12 protein-coding genes are annotated in these 16580 nt (G+C 72.2%); 6 read left to right on the top strand and 6 right to left on the bottom strand.

Annotated features, from left to right (window positions below):
- The first annotated feature begins 96 nt into the window (after positions 1-96).
- Complete coding sequence (locus tag AB0O91_RS31065) at positions 97-483, top strand: hypothetical protein (protein WP_363440122.1); 387 nt, start codon at positions 97-99, stop codon at positions 481-483.
- 752 nt (positions 484-1235) lie between these two features.
- Here the strand turns inward: AB0O91_RS31065 and AB0O91_RS31060 are convergent.
- Positions 1236-3137 (bottom strand): DUF2075 domain-containing protein, encoded by a 1902-nt coding sequence (locus tag AB0O91_RS31060; RefSeq protein WP_363440119.1) that lies wholly within the window; start codon positions 3135-3137, stop codon positions 1236-1238.
- Between the two features lie 428 nt (positions 3138-3565).
- On the opposite strand from AB0O91_RS31060, the gene AB0O91_RS31055 reads away from it, so the two are divergent.
- Entirely contained in the window at positions 3566-5641 is a 2076-nt protein-coding gene (locus tag AB0O91_RS31055; protein ID WP_363440189.1) for a DUF2075 domain-containing protein, read from the top strand.
- A gap of 57 nt (positions 5642-5698) precedes the next feature.
- Here the strand turns inward: AB0O91_RS31055 and AB0O91_RS31050 are convergent, their stop codons facing one another.
- Positions 5699-5827: a DUF6408 family protein gene (locus AB0O91_RS31050; RefSeq protein ID WP_363440116.1), complete on the bottom strand. Its 129-nt coding sequence runs from the start codon at positions 5825-5827 to the stop codon at positions 5699-5701.
- A gap of 467 nt (positions 5828-6294) precedes the next feature.
- Here AB0O91_RS31050 and AB0O91_RS31045 point away from each other — a divergent pair, with 467 nt between their 5' ends.
- Positions 6295-6522 carry a DUF6059 family protein gene (locus tag AB0O91_RS31045; protein ID WP_363440114.1) on the top strand — a complete coding sequence of 76 codons (228 nt, stop codon included), beginning with the start codon at positions 6295-6297 and terminating at the stop codon, positions 6520-6522.
- 192 nt (positions 6523-6714) lie between these two features.
- On the top strand, positions 6715-7323 hold the full coding sequence (locus AB0O91_RS31040) for a response regulator transcription factor (RefSeq protein ID WP_363440111.1): 609 nt from the start codon (positions 6715-6717) through the stop codon (positions 7321-7323).
- Positions 7324-7371: 48 nt separating this feature from the next.
- Here AB0O91_RS31040 and AB0O91_RS31035 read toward each other — a convergent pair whose 3' ends face one another.
- The 4 genes from AB0O91_RS31035 to AB0O91_RS31020 form a co-directional block, all read right to left on the bottom strand.
- A complete protein-coding gene (locus tag AB0O91_RS31035) occupies positions 7372-8799 on the bottom strand; it encodes a histidine kinase (protein ID WP_363440109.1) in 1428 nt (475 codons plus the stop codon).
- A gap of 548 nt (positions 8800-9347) precedes the next feature.
- Positions 9348-10814 carry a SagB family peptide dehydrogenase gene (locus AB0O91_RS31030; RefSeq protein WP_363440106.1) on the bottom strand — a complete coding sequence of 489 codons (1467 nt, stop codon included), beginning with the start codon at positions 10812-10814 and terminating at the stop codon, positions 9348-9350.
- Between the two features lie 29 nt (positions 10815-10843).
- A complete protein-coding gene (locus AB0O91_RS31025; protein ID WP_363440103.1) occupies positions 10844-13120 on the bottom strand; it encodes a TOMM precursor leader peptide-binding protein in 2277 nt (758 codons plus the stop codon).
- The gene (locus AB0O91_RS31020) at positions 13117-13407 is read right to left on the bottom strand and encodes a hypothetical protein (protein ID WP_363440100.1); all 291 of its coding nucleotides are present in this window, start codon (positions 13405-13407) and stop codon (positions 13117-13119) included. The genes AB0O91_RS31025 and AB0O91_RS31020 overlap by 4 nt, the downstream gene beginning before the upstream one ends.
- A gap of 292 nt (positions 13408-13699) precedes the next feature.
- On the opposite strand from AB0O91_RS31020, the gene AB0O91_RS31015 reads away from it, so the two are divergent.
- Positions 13700-14494, top strand: a complete 795-nt coding sequence (locus AB0O91_RS31015) for an AfsR/SARP family transcriptional regulator (RefSeq protein WP_363440097.1) — start codon at positions 13700-13702, stop codon at positions 14492-14494.
- Between the two features lie 184 nt (positions 14495-14678).
- Positions 14679-16526: a fatty acyl-AMP ligase gene (locus AB0O91_RS31010; RefSeq protein WP_363440094.1), complete on the top strand. Its 1848-nt coding sequence runs from the start codon at positions 14679-14681 to the stop codon at positions 16524-16526.
- Positions 16527-16580 lie beyond the last annotated feature (54 nt).

The following is a 16580-nucleotide window of genomic DNA, read 5'->3' as shown; positions in this document are numbered from 1 at the left end:
TGCACCTGGACGGAGGTTGCGGCTGGCGCCGTGTTCCCTGCGTCCGATGCGACCGATGCGACTGGGGCCAGCCACACCGGCAGGTCGCCGGCCTGCTTGGACGCACCCGCCTCCTTCGACGTGCCCGACGCTGGAGCCGCGTCCAGGGCCACCACCGCGCTGCCGTGCTTCGGTTGCGGCACCGCCTTCGGCGGCACCCAGTTGGACGAACCGGCCTGCGGCTGCGAAGCCTTTGGCCTGTCGGGCGCGCCCGGCACCGAGGACGTCTTCGGCAGCGGCGTGTTCGGCGGCGACCAGATCCTGTCCTGGCCGTCGGCCGACACCCCGAACGCGGGCACCACCGGTGTCAGCAGGCTCAGGACTGCCACGGAACTCACCAGGGCCAGCCGGGACCGCGCCCGATCCGGTGGCGGTCCCTCCCTGCCCGTCACTCGACGGAAACGGACATGCTTGATCAGCACCCTTACCCCCAGGCTGAATTGAGTCGGCCGCACACGATGCGGACGAAAGGCCCCGGCGGAGAGTAAAGGTCTGTTCACGTCCAGGTCCAGGACATTTCGCGTCCGCCGACGCTGTGAGACGCGTCACGCCCCCTTGGAATCGGGAACAGCCGGGCGAAAGGGGACAGGCTTGCAGGAAAGCGAAGTTGACGGTCCTTTTGCTGATGACGATACGTTGTTGATTCTCTCCGCACAGAACCTTTGCAGGCGCATATCCCTTCCTGCTCAGCCGTGATCAGGAGATCACTTTGTGGGGGAACCTCACCATGCCTGCCGCTTCACCCGGAGTCGCCCTCGGCGCGCGCCGTCCGAACATCCCTCGTGGCCGGCCATCGCCGCCGCGATCGGCCTCGCCCCGGTGCTGACCTCCGTCGCGCCCGGTGCGGCCGCCGACACCCCGCCACCGATCATGCTCAGCCACAACGAAGTCGTCACCTACGCCGAGGGTTCGCAGGCCCCCGGCAGCTACCGGGACGGCGAGCCAGGCTGCCATACCGCTCCTCGAGCGGATGTGCGACCAAGAAGAGATCAACGCCTCCCCAGGCCGGATCACCGGCGCCAGTGCCGTCACCGCCGTGCGCCAGGAGGACCGAGACCTCGAGGCCTCGGCTGTCGACAATCGTTGAACCCCTTGACTGGGGGTCATGTGTCGTCTGGATCCGGTCTGCGCGGCTTGCTCCCAACAGTGCACACCGGTCCGCCCTGTGTGCTGTGTGTGGAATCAGTGAGTGGTGATCAGCCGCGGCGGCTGTGCTCCACTTCGATCCGTCCCACCTGTTGTCCGGTTACCAGCTCCCGCAGTTTGGCCCGCGTCTCCGGGTCCGTGGAGTACACGACCGTGCCGATCATTCCGCGGGTGAGCAGCACCTTGTAGGTGTTGCGGATCAGGCGGCTGATGTCGGCGTCGGTGGTGGACTTGCGGAAGACCGGGTCCTTGGAGGCCGTCCGGTCGGGGACCCAGTGGTCGGTGCGCCAGACGAGGTCCGGGCCCAGGATGACGCCGCTCCAGTCGTACTCGAAGCCCTGGGCGGTGTACACGCAGCCGACCTGGCCGAAGCCGGCCGGGTCGGTGGCCCACAGCGCGGCGGGCGGGGCGCCGGCGATCGAGCGGTCGCCGTAGACGTTCCACGGCCGGGCCCAGTCACCGATCTGCACGTCGAGGGGGAGCGGGTCGCCCGGGGCCACCTTCGTGGTCCACTTCCAGCAGTACCCGGCCGACATGCGGGCGCCGTAGCCCTCCGCGCGACGGGCGTCGAGGAACGCCTCTAGCTCCTGGGGGCTGTCCACGACCTCCAGGGCGACCTTGCCGTCGGGCTCCCAGCCGACCGGGCCGCCGGCCTCGAGGTCCAGGAGGCGGACCACCCAGTGCAGGTAGGCGTCGCTGCCGCCGCAGCGGAACTGGCTGTCCAGCTCGACCACCTGGCAGTCCAGGCCCTTCACGGCAGCCGCGGCCCGGATCTGGGCCACCGTACCCATCTCGCCCGGCCGGACGACCTGGTGCTCGTCCAGCAGGAACACCGGCACCCGGGCCGCGTCGATCAGTTCCTCGATCTGGGCCTTCCCGGTGCGCTGGGCGGCCCGGGTGTAGCGGTTGGCCGACGTTTCCCGGATCCGGTGCGCCTCGTCGCAGAGAAGCACGTCCAGCCCGTTGCGCTCGGCGGTCATGAAGCTGTTGAAGTACTTGAACAGGTCCTGCACCTCACGCTTCCGAGCCCCGGCGACCCGGCGCATGGTGGTGGTGAAGGAACTGGAACCGGTCGCGTGGAGGGCCGTGACACCGCGCCGGTACAGATCACCGAGGAGGGACAGCGCGATGACGCTCTTCCCGGTGCCGGGGCCGCCCGTGATGACGACGACCTCCTTGTGATCGGACTGCTGTGCCTGCCGGACGGCGCGCAGCACCAGCTCGTAGGCGACCCGCTGCTCGTCCAGCAGCACGAACTGCTCGCGCTCGCGGACCTCGTCGGCGGCGACCGCCATCAGCTGCTTGGACGGGGCCGCCTTGCCCGCGAGCAACTGGTCCGCCGCCTCCGCGCCGGGGACCGGCTTCAGCTTCGAGCGGAGGTACTGGACGAACTCCCCGCGGCGCTCGGCGGTGAAGAGCCGGCCGCGCTCGTCCTGCGGCACCTCGTAGAGGCCCTGGACACCGAACTCCGTCGCGTTGTGGAGGAAGGCCACGCCGGACAGCCGCTCGGGGTGGGTGGCGAGTGCGCCGTTGAAGGAGATCAGGTAGTCGCAGTAGCCGCGGACCTGCTCGATCGGGTTCAGCACCGGCCGGGTGTAGGCGTCGACCCGGCAGAGCAGGGGATCGCCGTCCTCCGGGAGCGCGCTGCTCCACTGCTTGAGCTCGACCACCACGTAGGACGGTTCGCCCGTGGTCGGGTGGACGCCGGCGAGTACGACGTCGGCGCGCTTGCTGTTGAGGGGCAGCGAGTACTCGAGGAGCACCTCGACCATGCCGAGCCCGGCGTCCAGGAGCGCGTTGGTCAGAGCCGGGATGCTCCGCTCCCAGGAGCGCACCTCGGACGGGCCGGGCTTGTGGCCGTGCCGGTGGACGAACTGGTCGATGAGACGCACGACCAGTGATCCGGCCAGGCTCTCGGCAGCGACTGCAGACGCGGAGTCGCGGAACAGCAAGACAAGCTCCCAGGCAGCACGAAGTGACTCGTGCGGGTGGGGGCATGTCCCGGAAGGGAAGCCCGGCGGGCCGCGCTGATGACTGGGCCAACCTATAACGGAGTGCCTGAGCGGGTGCTCGAACACCTGGGCTTTCCGTGGCGCGGTGGAGGTGGACGTCGTCCCGGACCAGCCCGGTCGGGCCGGCGAGAACTGGTGCGAATGAGCAGGTCCCGGAGGTCCGGGCCGGGCTTCCGGGCGCCCGGGGCCGGCCTTTGCCGGGGGCGATCTCTTGACGGGTGTGCCGTCGATGAGCATTGTGTACCGACGGCCGCTTCCGCATTGAGGATCGGCGGTACTGTTTGCGGCCCGACAGGCTTCCCGCTGAGGACATGCCCCCACCCGCACGAATCACTCGTGGTCCGGTCTGGGGGAGTCCGTTCGTGCCCATGCTCCTGCTGAAGTTGTCGGCGCAGGATCTGCTCACTCTGAACTCGCGTCGCCGGATGGTGCCGCATCTCGCCGAACGGTGGCGAAGGTTCCGGGAGCACGAGGCTTCGGAGACGGAGCGGTTCGCGTGGGCGGAGAGTCTGATCTGTCTGGCGAACGATTTGGTCGCCGCTGATCGCGGCAATGTGCAGATGGTCGTCGAGTGCGCCGCGACTGCCGACGAGGACATCAAGGGGAGCAGTCCCAGACTCGTGGACGTCGTCCTGGTGGGCCGCCATCCACGCGAGAACCGGCCGTCCGTCCAGTTGGTGGAGCTGAAGCGCTGGTCGACGGTGACCAGGATCGAGCGGGCCTTCGCGGACCAGGTCTACGTGGCGGGCCTGGCGAAGCCCAAGAAGCACCCCGCGCTTCAACTGCGCGAGTACTACCGTGCGTTCACCGGCAGCCGGGGCCCCTTCGGTACGGTCGACATCGAGTGCGGCGGCTTCGCCTACCTGCACAACGCCACCGAGGATTCGGTCCGCCCACTGATCGACGTGGACGCGCCGACGGGTGCCTACGCGCAGGTGTACACCGGTGACCGTCGTCACCAGTTGCTGACCGACTTGCAGGGACACTTCGCCGCCGACGGCGGCGGCGCCGAGGCCGAGCAACTACTGCAGGGCATCGGCGTGCGCAACGCACCGCTGCTCGACGCGATGATGTGGTCCCGAGGCACGGACACGGTCTTCACCCTGCGCGGACGGCAGAAGGAGGTGGCCGATCGGATCCTGGGGACAGCGGCCAAGGTACTTCCCTCCTCGGAGCGGTCCGCGCTGGTTCCGGACGAGCGACGAGTGGTCTTCCTGGTGACCGGTGGTGCGGGCACCGGCAAGAGCGCCATCGGCCTGCAGATCAAGGCGGAGCTGGAGGCCGAAGGCCGCAACGTCAACTACGCCAGCGGGAGCAGGGCCTTCAACGCGGCGATGCAGGAGCACGTCGGCGTCGGGGACCGGGAGTTCAAGGAGACCTTCACCTACTTCTTCGACTACGTCACGACGCCCGACCCGCCGCTCGACGTCCTGATCTGCGATGAGGCACACCGCCTCCGTGACCGCTCCGAGAACCGGTTCTGGCCGCCGGAGAAGCAGGGATCCCGGCCGCAGGTGGACGAACTCCTCGATGCGTCCCGGCTGACGGTCTTCTTCCTCGACGAAGGCCAGGTCGTCCGTCCGAAGGAGGTCGGTACGGTCGAGCTGATCCGGCAGGCGGCCGATCGGCGCGGAGCCACGGTGGTGCGGTACGGCCTTCGCGAGCAGTTCCGATGCGGCGGAAGTGACGCGTACGTCCGTTGGGTGCATGCGCTGCTCGGTATCTCGGATGACGAACCTGAGCGCTGGACGCCGGACGGCCTGATGCATGTCGAGGTGGCGGACACGCCGGACGCGCTCGGGGACATCATCCTCGGCGAGGCGCGCGCCGGGGCATCCGCCCGTATGGTCGCCGGCTACTGCTGGCCGTGGACCGAGCCCCTGGGCCGGGAGAAACGACTGGAGCGGGACGTCAGGATCGGTGACTGGCACCAGCCGTGGAACGCGAAGAGCGACAGCTTCTGCGCGGACGGCGTCCCGCCCGGTGTCAGGTGGGCGATGCACGAGAACGGCATCGGCCAGATCGGCTGTGTGTACACCGCGCAGGGCCTCGAGTGGGACTGGTGCGGAGTGATCATGGGCGATGACATGGTGCGCCGGGACGGCCAGTGGGTGTTCCGCCGGGGCAAGGAGACGGAGAAGTCGGCGGAAGGTGTGCGGCGGGTGCGAGTCCCGGGATCGTTTGATCCGAAGGTCAGCGCGAGCAGCGTCGGTGACGAGGAGTTCGCCCGCCTGATCCGGCACGCCTACCACGTGTTGATGACTCGGGCGAGCCGGGCGACGGTGCTCTATTCCACGGACGAGGAAACCCGGGCCTACCTCAAGGGTCTTGTCGGGGAGACCGAGATCGACGGATTGCGGCCGACTCGGGAGAGCCTGCCAGGGCACCACGTCCGTCCGAAGCGGGGACGGAAGAAGCCGAAGAACGACCTTCGGTTGTTCTGACGGAAGGCGCGGAAAGGGGTGAAGTGGCGGGCTCTCCGGGCCCGCCACTGACCTGCGTCAGAAGAGCAGGTGCGCCACCGAGGTCAGCGCCGTCACCAACATGTTGGTGACGACTCCGACGACGACGTCGGTGAGGATCTCGCGGATCCGTCCACGACGCGCAGGCTTGTACTCGATCGAGGTCATGCGACCATCCCCAGGTAGTGATATCGGAATGGCAGGGGGCGCCCTACCGGGCAACCACGCTCACGTCAGATGGTGACCACCTGACGGGCACAACCATTCGCCAATCGCCGCCTGTTGAGGGCGTACGGAACCCAGAACTCGTACCCTCCGGGAAGGTGCGCAGCGCACTGATCCTACCGCCTGGGCGGATCGGCGGCGGGGGACACGGAGCGGAGCTGCTCCCGGGTGCAGAGCTGATCCGACGCACATCCACGAGATCGTCCGGGTTGGTCGCCCCACAGCCAAGGGCGAGGCCCAGGGGGACCCTGCCACTCAACGCAGGACCGGATCGACGTGAGGCTGCCGTCGTTCCGGCGGGGTGTGGCGGACGGCTCTTGTGCGGTGCTTGTGCCGTTCTCGAGTCGCGGTGCACAGACTCGTCGCCGGCGGGGAACGGACTCCCGGCCAGGAAGGAGAACATCCCAGCGATGGTTGCCATGATGACGAGGAGTGCGCTGAGGCTGCTGAACTCGCCTGCGATGATCGGGTTGATGGCCTTCGGGTCGTTCTTCGGTCTGATGGTTCCGCCGCAGATCGCGGAGATGGAGCCGGAGGTGCTGTCCGATCCCGGGCCGCGCCATCCCGAGCGGCTCTGCCCGCAGGAACCGCTCAGTGCGTTGGAGCGGAGGCTGCTGCACGAGCTGCGGCTCGGCTGACGGTCCGGCGGTGGATCGCCGAGGCGGGGCGGGTGGTCGGCCCGTTCCGCCCCGGTGGCAGTGGGGGGGCCGGGCCCATGAGGCGGGTGGGGCTGACGGATCTGACCGGGTGTGTCCGTGGCGTAGCATTCTTTCGAGTGATGTTGAACGATAGTCAGGTCGGTCTGGGGTGGACGGGCGGGGGAACTACTGGTGAGCATCACGGTGTTGTTGGCCGAGGACATGCACATGGTGCGGGGCGCACTGGTCGCGCTGCTCGGCCTGGAGGAGGACATCGAGGTCGTCGCGGAGCTGGCCAACGGCGATGACATCGTGCCGACCGCGTTGCAGGTCCGGCCGGATGTGGCGCTCATCGACATCGACCTGGCGGGGATGGACGGCCTCACCGCGTCCGCCCGGCTGCAGGAGGTGATGCCGGAGTGCCGGACGCTGATCCTGACCAGCCTCGGCCGGCCGGGGACGTTCCGCCGGGCGCTCGCCGCCGGGGTCCGCGGGTTCCTGCTGAAGGACGCGCCGCCGCGTCAACTGGCCCAGGCGATCCGCCGGGTGATGCAGGGGGAGCGGGTGGTGGACCCCGATCTGATGGTGGCCGCCTGGGACAGCGGGGACAATCCGCTGACGGAGCGGGAGACCGAGGTGCTGCGCCTGGCCGCCGACGGGGCGGAGGTCGCCGAGATCGCGCGGGGGCTCTTCCTGTCCGTCGGGACGGTGCGCAACTACCTGACCTCGACGGTGGTCAAGCTGAACGCCCGCAACCGGCTGGACGCGGTGCGGATCGCCCGTGAGGCCGGCTGGGTGTAGCGAGGGGAGGGGGAGCCCGTCCGCCGGACCGGCTCCCCCTCGGGCGCGCTACGCCACCCGGTCCTCGTCCTCCTCCTGGGAGGTGTCGAGGGGCGTGCGGGCCGCGGCCGCCCCGTCCCTCGCGTCCGCCGTGATCTCGGCCTCCAGCGAGAACCAGCCGTCCTCGCGCACACCGGCCCACAGTGTGCCGTGGACCGCGGCCAGTCGGGCGGCCAGGTTGTCGAGGCCGCCGCCGCCCAGGTGGGCGAGGCCGTCGCCCGGGGCGGGCTGGTGCGGGAGGTCCCCGCCCTCCGACCGGACGTCCCCCGCCCGCCGGTTGGTCCCCCGGCCGCCGCCCCGGCGGCTGTCGTCCCCGACCCGGGCCGGGACGCCGTCGTTGGCCAGCCGCAGCCTGGTCGTGCCGTCCCCGGCGACCGCCTCGATGGTGCACCGGGACGCCTTGCTGTGCCGGATCATGTTGGTGATCCCCTCCCGCAGGACGGTGGCCAGCACCGTGTCGGCGTCCGCCGACAGGCGGCCGCACTCGACCCGCAGGTGGGCGTCGATCCCGGCGGCCGAGAGCACCGAGCGGGCCGAGGAGAGCTCGGTCAGCAGGGACATCGAGCGGTAGCTGCGGGCCACGTCGCGCACGTCGCGCAGGGCCTGGCGGGACAGCTCGATGATGCTCTCCAGCTCCGCCCTGGCCCGGTCGGGGGAGCGGACGGTCATCGCGTGGGCCAGCTCGCTCTTCAGGGTGATCGCCGAGAGGCTGTAGCCCAGCAGGTCGTGCAGGTCGCGGGCGAACCGCAGCCGCTCCTTGATGACGGCCCCCCGGGTGAAGTCCTCCTGCGCCTCGTGCACGGCGAGGGTGAGGTTGGCCAGCAGCGAGAGGCTGTGCACGATGACGCCGGTGACCAGGGTGGACACCACCATGTAGAGCACGCTGCCCACGGTGCTGTGGGGCTGCAGCGCGGTGCCCGTGCCGATGGCCGCGATCAGGCCGGCGAAGGCGAGCAGGGCGCCCCGCAGCGGCAGGAGCAGCAGCATCGACCCGCCGACGAAGCCGCCCATGCCGCCCCACGGCCAGCCGAGGAAGAGCGCGGGCACGACGGTGAGCAGGGCCTGGGCGAGCAGGGTCCAGCGCCCGTAGGAAGCCCGGACGTGCCGGAACCGGGGGAGCGTGTGCACCAGTTGCAGGCCGATGTTGGCCGGCAGCACGGTCAGGCAGCAGACGATCGTCAGGGTGCCGACGCCCTCTTCGAGGATGTCGACGATCTGCATGGTGAGGAAGGCCCCGATGACCAGCCAGATCACCATCAGGGCGAACCGGGGGGCCGGCGCCTCGATCCCCATCACCCGGACGCCCGGCTCCGCCCGGACCGAACTCTCCATGGTGTCCTCCGCGGTGTCCTGCTGAGTCGGCTCGTCCTGCTCGGGCCCGCCCGGGCCCGTCCGCTTCGACGAGAGTGGCTGCCAGGCGCTGACTCTGCCGGTCATGGCTCTCCGTGGGATGTCGGACGGCGGTGCACCGGGCCGGGGGCGGCTACCGGTGCGCTGCCGTCATTGGCGTGGAGTGGGGCCGCACTTGTCGTCCAGGGGGCCTGGCTACGGAGCTGACGGCAGGGGGGCGTGAAGGGCCGGGCGTCCGGGGGTCGTTCGACCACGGCGGGTGCCCGATCCCCGGCTCGCGGTGCCGAGCCGGGGCACCGGTCACCTGGGTGGCTTGGCTTCAGCATCGGGACTCCCCCTCGGGTCATGCCGGCCTTACCCGATGGTAAGGGTGATGAGATCGCTGAGGGACCCGTTCCGGGGTAATGCGCGACTTCCCTTTCGTTGTGGATTCAATAATCTGACAGGTCATCAATCATGAGCTGTAGCAGGTGTTTTCGGCCAGGAAACGAAAGGTGAAATTCCGTGCGGGGGGGACGGGAATGGGCGGGGTGGGGGGACGGCGGACAGTCCGGTTCGGCAGGCGGCAGGCGGCAGGCGGCAGGCGGCAGGCGGCAGGCGGCAGGCCGCGGACCGCGGACCGCGGGCGCCGCGGCTCAGCCGACGGCGGCCGCCGCCGGCAGCGAGCCGAGGATGAACTCGCCGACGGCCGACTCGGCCCGCCAGTCCAGCCCGAAGGCCTCGGCCGACAGTCCGGTGTTCCCGGTGCCCAGCGCGCAGCCGCCCAGGCCCATCGCGGTGGCCAGCAGGTAGAGCGTCTGCTGCACCACGCCGACGTGCTTGAGGGTCAGCGCGTAGGCCAGCCCGCTGTACTTCCAGGAGACCCGGGCGAACCGGGCGGCCAGGGTGAGCAGCACGTCGGGCGGATCCTCGGCCCCGGCGCAGGTCTGGGCCTCGCGGAGCATCGTGCGGTCGAGCTCCGGATCGCCGGACAGCCGGATCAGCGCGTGGCCGAGCGGATCGTAGGCGTAACTGCCGGCCTCCAGGCCCGCGCAGCGCCCGACGGTGAGGTAGCACTCCAGCTCGTAGCAGGCGCCGCCGCTGGGGTACGGGCGGCTCTGCGCGCCGGCGTCCTCGCGGCCGCCGTCGGCCTCCCGCACCCGCAGCGCGTGGTAGAGGAGGTCCCCGAGGCGGCCGAGCGTCATCCGCTGCTCGCCGTACCGGCGGACGGACCGCCGGCGTTCCAGCGCCTCGGTCAGCGGGAGGTCCCACGGCGGGGTGCCGGGGGCGGGCCGGGGCAGCGGGATCCGCGGGCCGGCCGGGAGCGGTTTGAGCGCGGGCGGCTGTTCCTGGCGGCCGCGTAACCGGAAGGTGGCGCCGACCGGCCGGTCGTGCAGACCGGGGCGGCTGCTCCAGTGGAACCGCAGGTCGTGCGGGGACCACGGGAGCAGGACCGGGTCCCGGTCCTCCCCGAAGGAGGCGTTGTGCGCCTCGGCGCCGTGCTCGGCGAACTCGACCATGCCGGTCGCCACCAGGTGGGCGACCAGGGCCGAGGCGGCGGCCGGGGGGATCGGCAGCCGCCCGGCCGCCTGTTCCAGGGTGACCGGGCGGCCGAGCGAGGCCAGCAGCCAACCGGCTTCGGGCCGGCTGAAGGCGGCGGAGAAGGCGGACAGCGGCGACTCCAGCAGGGTGCCGCGGCCGGTCGAGCGCAGCACCGCGAACCGGGAGAGCCGCAGCAGCCGGTCCTCCGGCACCGGCTGCGGGTCGAGCAGTGCCCCGGCCCTGACCGGCACCACCGAGAGCAGCGGCCGTGACCCGTCGGGCGCCCCGACCGAACGGACCACCATACCGCGCAACTGCCGTAACGCGGCCAACAGCCGGACCTGCGCGCTCAGTTCGTCCGTCCCCGGGACGTTCTCCAACTGGATCGGGCCGAGCAGCATCCGGCGCAGCGTCTCCGCCAGCACCGGCCCGGGGTGCGGGATGCGCAGGTCCCCCCAGCGGGAGCGCAGCAGCAGCGAGTCGTCCTGCGGCTGCTCCTCCAGCAGCGTGTCCTCTCTCAGCGACCACAGGGTGAGCCAGGGTGCCGGTGAAGAGGTGCCGGAGGACGGGACTGGCTGCACGGTGTCTCCTGCTCGGGGATCGGGTGTGCTCAGACGAAGAGCGGTATCGGATTCAGCTCCTCGTACGGGGTGGGGTGCGGCAGTCTGCCCAGTGCCACCGGGACGTCGAAGAGGCGGCCGGGCGCGAAGCGGGGCCAGAAGTGGCGCAGCCCCGGTGCCAGCACCCGTACGACCGGTAGGCCCAGATCGGGGCGGGTCTGATCCAGTATGCACACCTCCAAACCCTGCTTCTCGACCGCTCGTTGGACGCTCTGAAGCGCATCGAGCAGGTCTGTGGCGGGACTGTAGCCGAACTCGACCGGCGGTCCGGCGGGGGTGCCCGGGGCCGGGGCGAGGTAGGGCAGGCCGTCGCGGGTGGCGGTGCGCCACCAGCGCAGCGCGACCGGGTCGGCGCAGCCGTAGCCCGTCCCGTCCGGGCGGGCCGTCAGGACCGGCGGGAGCAGCTGGTTCATCTCGGTCAGCGCCCGGGAGAGTGCGATCGCCGGGTCGAGGTGGGCGCCGAAGCCGAAGACGATGTCCTCGCGGGCGCGGTCGGTGCGTCGCGACAGCGCCGCGACCACCGGGACGCCGAGGTCGGAGGTGAGGTCCAGGGCCCAGACCTCGCGGCCCAGTTCGGCGTGGGCCTGGCGCACCTGCGCCGTCCACGGGTCGGCCGTCGCGTCCAGGTCGACGGCCGGCTGCCGGGTCCGGTTGTACCACCACAGGGCGACCGCGTCGCGTTCGACGAGTTCCAGCAGGCCCTGCAGCGCGGCGTCCTCCAGGGTGCCGCCGGCCGCGCAGCCGTTGGAGTCGGCCCGGACCATCCGCCGGCCCGGCCGGTCGGGGACGTCGTAGTAGAGCAGGGCGGTCGGGAAGAGCAGCTGGCGGCCGCGGGTCAGCGACCAGACCGGCGACCAGTCCAGCACCGCGTCCGGATCGAAGACGTCGGCGACCTGGTGGAACGGGTGGCCGCCCGCGTTCGCCGCGTCCCGGTCGGCGAACTGCCGCTCGTCCCACAGCTGGCAGCGGCCCGGGTGCACGGCGTCCGCGCCGAGCGAGCGCAGCGAACCGCGGATCCGGGTCTCGTCCCCCTGCCAGAGGCCGCTGATCCGCTCCACCGCCTCGCAGAGCGCGCTCACCTTGGCGTCCAGTGCGGTCCGGCCCTTGCCGGAGCTCTCCTGGCGCAGCGAGGCCCGCAGCTCGGACATGTGCCGGGGGCCGAGCGCCAGGTTGTGCCCGGCGCGGTAGACGTTGAGCAGTTCGGGGCCGCGCGGGTCGCGGCGGATCTCCTTGACCACGCCGGTGACCGGGCTGAGCAGGTGCCCGAACCGCTCCAGCATGCTCTGCGCGGACAGCGCCCGGTGGCCGCCGCCGCGGACCGCGGAGCGGCTGCGGGTGAGCACCACCGGGCGGCTGGTCTGCCGGGTCATCGTCGAGGCGTCGCCGCAGTCCGGACACTGCGGGCGGCGGGTGAGCCGGTGGGAACGGCTGGCCAGGGTGAGGGTGTCCAGGGTGGTGACCCGGTCCTGCTCCTCGCCGCGGCGCCCGGCCAGCCACTTGACGCATTCCAGGGCGGCGAGTTGGGAGCCCAGCCCGACGGTCACCGCGAGCGCGGCCTGCGGTGCCGCCACCGGGCCCCAGCCCTTGCGCAGCCGTACCGGGGCCTCGGCCTGGCGGTGCGCGCGCAGCCGGTGGGCCAGGCAGTTCCAGCAGGCGCCGACCCCGGGCCGGAACACCGGCCCGACCCACACGGAGGTGCCGCACACCTTGGTGAGCAGCCAGGGTCGGCCGTCGGCCCGCCGGGCCGCGTCGAACTCGCGCAGCCGGGGGTCGAGGTAGTCGGTGCAGACGACCAGTTCGAGGTCGGCGGTCGCGCCGGCCGGGGCCAGGGCGGTCCCCGCGGCCCGGCAGGCGGCGCGCAGCGGAGCGGTGTCCGGGTCGCCGACCGGCGTGATCCGCAGGGTGGTGCCCCGCAGCGCGCCGTCCGGGCCGGCCAGCTCCCAGTAGGCCCGGGCCGCGGCGCCGGCGCCGGCGCCGTCACCGCGCTCCTGGCGCGGCATGTGGTCCAGCAGGCCCCGTTGGGTCAACTGGCCCACGAGCTGGGCGACGTGCACGGCGGGGACGGCGGGCGCCGCGTCGGCGAGCAGCGCCGGGAGGTCCCGGGTGCCGTCCAACAGCGGTACCAGCGAGGCCAGATGGAGCCCTCGGACCGCCGTCACTCCGTGCTCGGACATCAGGTAGACGGCGTCGCCCGGGACCACCTCCGCCCGCAGGTGACGCTTGAAACCGATCAGCGGTGCCCGCTCGTCCCCCCCGTGGCTGGTCATATCGCCAGCGCCCCCACGGCCGGGTGGACCGCCACCGGTGCGGTGTCGTTGATGCTCAGGCAGCCGGCGACCGGCGGGGCCTCGTTCGGCAGCAGCTCGAACAGGTCCACCACCACGTCGAGTTCCTCGGCGGCGGGGAGGGCCGGGATCGCCTCGCCGGGGACGGTCCGGATGCCGGCCTCGGCCAGCACCCGGGCCGGGTTCTCCTCGTAGCGGCGGCGCAGACCGGGCTCGGTCCAGACGCGCACGATCAGTTCCGCGAAACGCCAGTCCTTGTCGATGGACATGTCTCTCCTCCGATTGCCGTGCTGTGGTTGGTCGTGGATCCGTGGCCGCTCTAGTCCGGCTCAGGGTTGGAGTTAACGAAAACCTAGCGATCCTTGACCAGTGCCTTCCTCACCCCTGTGACGTGAAAAAGTCACGCGCCGCACGGGAGCCCTGCACTGTCCGCCACCCCGCGCCCGTGCCAGCCTGGTCAGGGGCTCCTGGACGGCCCGGCGGGAACCGTTCGCCGGGTGCTGCGGGAGGCGTCCGGACGGCTGCCGGTGGGACCGGGCAGTCTCCGGGAGAGGGGAGAACGTGATCGCTGACTTCCGGTTGCTGGGGCAGTTGCGGGCCGCGATCGGCGAGGTCGACGTGCTGCCCGCCGCCGCCAAGCCGCGCCAGGTGCTGGCCCTGCTGGCCGTCCGGGCCGGACAGATCGTCACTGTCCCGATGCTGACCGAGGAGCTCTGGGGCGAGCAGCTGCCGCGCAGCGCGGTCACCACCCTGCAGACCTACGTGCTCCAGCTGCGCCGGCGGATCTCGACCGCGCTCGGCGACCCGAGCGGTGTCGCGGCCAAGGAACTGCTGGCCACCGTCCACGGCGGCTACCGGCTGCTGGTGCCCCCCGAGCTGGTGGACCTGCACCGGGCCCGGGCGCTGATCGAGCGCGGCCGGCGGGCGCTGGCCGCCGGTGAGGACCGGGCGGCCGGCCTCCTGCTGCACCAGGCGCTCGGGCTCTGGGACGGGCCGATGCTGGTGGACGTGCCCAAGGGGCGCCAGCTCGGCATCGAGTGCCTGAGCCTGGCCGAGGTGCGGCTCGGCGCCCTGGAGCTGAGGATCGAGGCGGACCTGCGGCTGGGCCGGCACGCCGAGCTGCTGGGCGAGTTGACCGCGCTGACCGCCGAGCAGCCGCTGTACGAGACGCTGCACGCCCAGTACATGATCGCGCTGCACCGGGCCGGGCGGTCCGGGACGGCGCTGGAGGTGTTCCGCCGGCTGCGGGCCAGGCTGGTGGACGAGACCGGCCTGGAGCCGTCGGCGCGGATGCAGCGGGTGCACCAGGCGATCCTGGTCGGCCACCCGATGCCCGAGTCGGTGCTGCTCCGGTAGCCGTGCGCCGCCCGGCCCGGGGGCGGGCGGACGCGGCGTGGTCCCGGCGGATTCGACCGCGGCTTGAGCCTTCGCACGCATGATCGGCGGAGTGCACGGTCGAGAGCTGTCCTGCCACCCGTGGCGCGCAGCGTGGCAGCAGTGCGCCTGATCGTTCGTCGGACCACGCGTCATGGGGGTTGTAGTGGCCAGAGCCGCCGATTTCACCGACCTGCTGCTCCGTCGCGCCGAGGAGCTGGCGACTCAGGAGGCCTACCGCTTCGTCCGCGCCGAGGAGGGCGGCCCCGGGCCGGCCGGCGCCCTGCCGCCGGCCGACCTCTCGGTCAGCTACGGCGAACTGGACCTGGCGGCGAAGGGCATCGCCGCCAGGCTCCAGCAGGACGGCCCGCCCGGGCAGCGGGTGGTGCTCTGCCACGGGGACGGCGCGAGCTTCGCACCCGCCTTCCTCGGGGCACTGTACGCCGGGGCGATCCCCGTCCCGGCGCCCGCCCCGAGCGGCACCCGGCACTCCAACGAGCGGCTGGCCAGGATCCTGCGGGACACCGCGGCGGGCCAGGTGCTGACCGATGTGGCGCACGCCCCCGTGGTCTCCCAACTGCTCGCCACGGTGGGCCAGTCGCACGTGCCCTGCCTGGCCAGCGACCGGCCCGGCCTGGGCGACCCCGGGGCCTGGGTCCGTCCGCCCGCCCGGCCCGAGGAGCCGGCCCTCCTCCAGTACACCTCGGGCTCGGTGAGCGAGCCCAAGGGGGTCGTGATCAGCCACGCCAACCTGCTCGCCAACCAGCGGGCCATCCAGCGGGCGCTGGGCACCGACCGGCACTCGCGGATCGGCGGCTGGCTGCCCTTCCACCACGACATGGGGCTGATGGGCCAACTGCTGCACCCGCTCTACCTGGGGGCCTCGGCCGCGCTGCTCACCCCGCTCGCCTTCGCCCGGAGCCCGCTGCGCTGGCTGCGGATGATCGACCGGCACGGTGTGACGGTCTCCGGCGCGCCCGACTTCGCCTACCAGCTCTGCGTGCGCAGGGTCACCGAGGAGCAGGCCCGCACGCTGGACCTGAGCCGCTGGGAGGTCGCCGTCAGCGGCGGCGAGTCGGTGCGGGCCCGGACGCTGGCGGACTTCGCGGACCGCTTCGGGCCGGCCGGGTTCCGGCGCACCGCGCTGCGCCCCGGGTACGGCATGGCCGAGGCCACCCTGATGGTCACGGTCGGCGGCACCCGGCCGGGCCGGACGGTGGACGCGGCCGCGCTGGCGCAGAACCGGGTCGCCCCGCCGGTGGCGGGCCGCCCGACCCGCACCGTGATGCCGGTCGGGCCGGTCGGCGGTGGGCTTCCCGGCGGTGAGGTGGACGTGCTGATCGTCGCGCCGGACTCGCTGCACCGGCTGCCGGCGGGGGAGGTCGGCGAGATCTGGCTGCGCGGGAGCAGCGTCGCCCGGGGCTACTGGAACCGGGCCCGGGAGAGCACCGAGCTCTTCCGGGCGATGCCGGCCGGGGCCGGGCCGCAGGACGCGGGCGGCTATCTGCGCACCGGCGACCTGGGCTTCCTGGCCGACGGCGAACTCTTCGTCGTCGGACGGCTCAAGGAGATGCTGGTGGTGGCCGGCCGCAACCTGCACCCGCAGGACATCGAGGCCCAGGTGCAGCGGCTCAGCGTGATGTTCGGCTCGGCGGCGGCCTTCGCGGTCGGGGCGGAGCAGGACGAGGTGGTGGTGGTCCAGGAGGTGCGCACCGGCGGGCGGAACTCCAAGGAGGAGCTGCCCGCCCTGGTCGGTGCCGTCCAGCGGTGCGTGGCCGAGGAGTTCGGCGTCACGGTGGACCACGTGCTGCTGGTGCGCCCGGGCACGGTGCGGCGCACCACCAGCGGGAAACTGCGGCGCACCGCGATGCGCCAGCTCTTCCTGGCCGGCCGGATCGAGCCGCTGCACGCGGCGGCGCGCCAGGGCCGGGTGCCGGTCGGGCAGGAGCGGGAGCCCGGGGAGCCGTCGCGCGAGGCGGCGGGCGGCGTGGCCGCGCTGCTCTCCGGTGGCTAGGGGGTGGCCGGCCGTGCGCGTCGGGCGCCCGGTCGGTCCGGTGGCGTCGGTGGC

Source organism: Kitasatospora sp. NPDC089797 (assembly GCF_040684795.1).
Taxonomy (GTDB): Bacteria; Actinomycetota; Actinomycetes; order Streptomycetales; family Streptomycetaceae; genus Kitasatospora.
The sequence above is the reverse complement of the archived record's forward strand: the minus strand, read 5'-3'. Positions and strand labels throughout refer to the sequence as shown.

Bases quoted from the DNA above. Each gene is read 5' to 3' on its own strand.
- AB0O91_RS31025 (WP_363440103.1), bottom strand. From the start codon at position 13,120: ATGACCAGCCACGGGGGGGACGAGCGGGCACCGCTGATCGGTTTCAAG.
- AB0O91_RS31055 (WP_363440189.1), top strand. From the start codon at position 3,566: ATGCTCCTGCTGAAGTTGTCGGCGCAGGATCTGCTCACTCTGAACTCG.
- AB0O91_RS31035 (WP_363440109.1), bottom strand. From the start codon at position 8,799: ATGACCGGCAGAGTCAGCGCCTGGCAGCCACTCTCGTCGAAGCGGACG.
- AB0O91_RS31020 (WP_363440100.1), bottom strand. From the start codon at position 13,407: ATGTCCATCGACAAGGACTGGCGTTTCGCGGAACTGATCGTGCGCGTC.
- AB0O91_RS31050 (WP_363440116.1), bottom strand. From the start codon at position 5,827: ATGACCTCGATCGAGTACAAGCCTGCGCGTCGTGGACGGATCCGCGAG.
- AB0O91_RS31045 (WP_363440114.1), top strand. From the start codon at position 6,295: ATGGTTGCCATGATGACGAGGAGTGCGCTGAGGCTGCTGAACTCGCCT.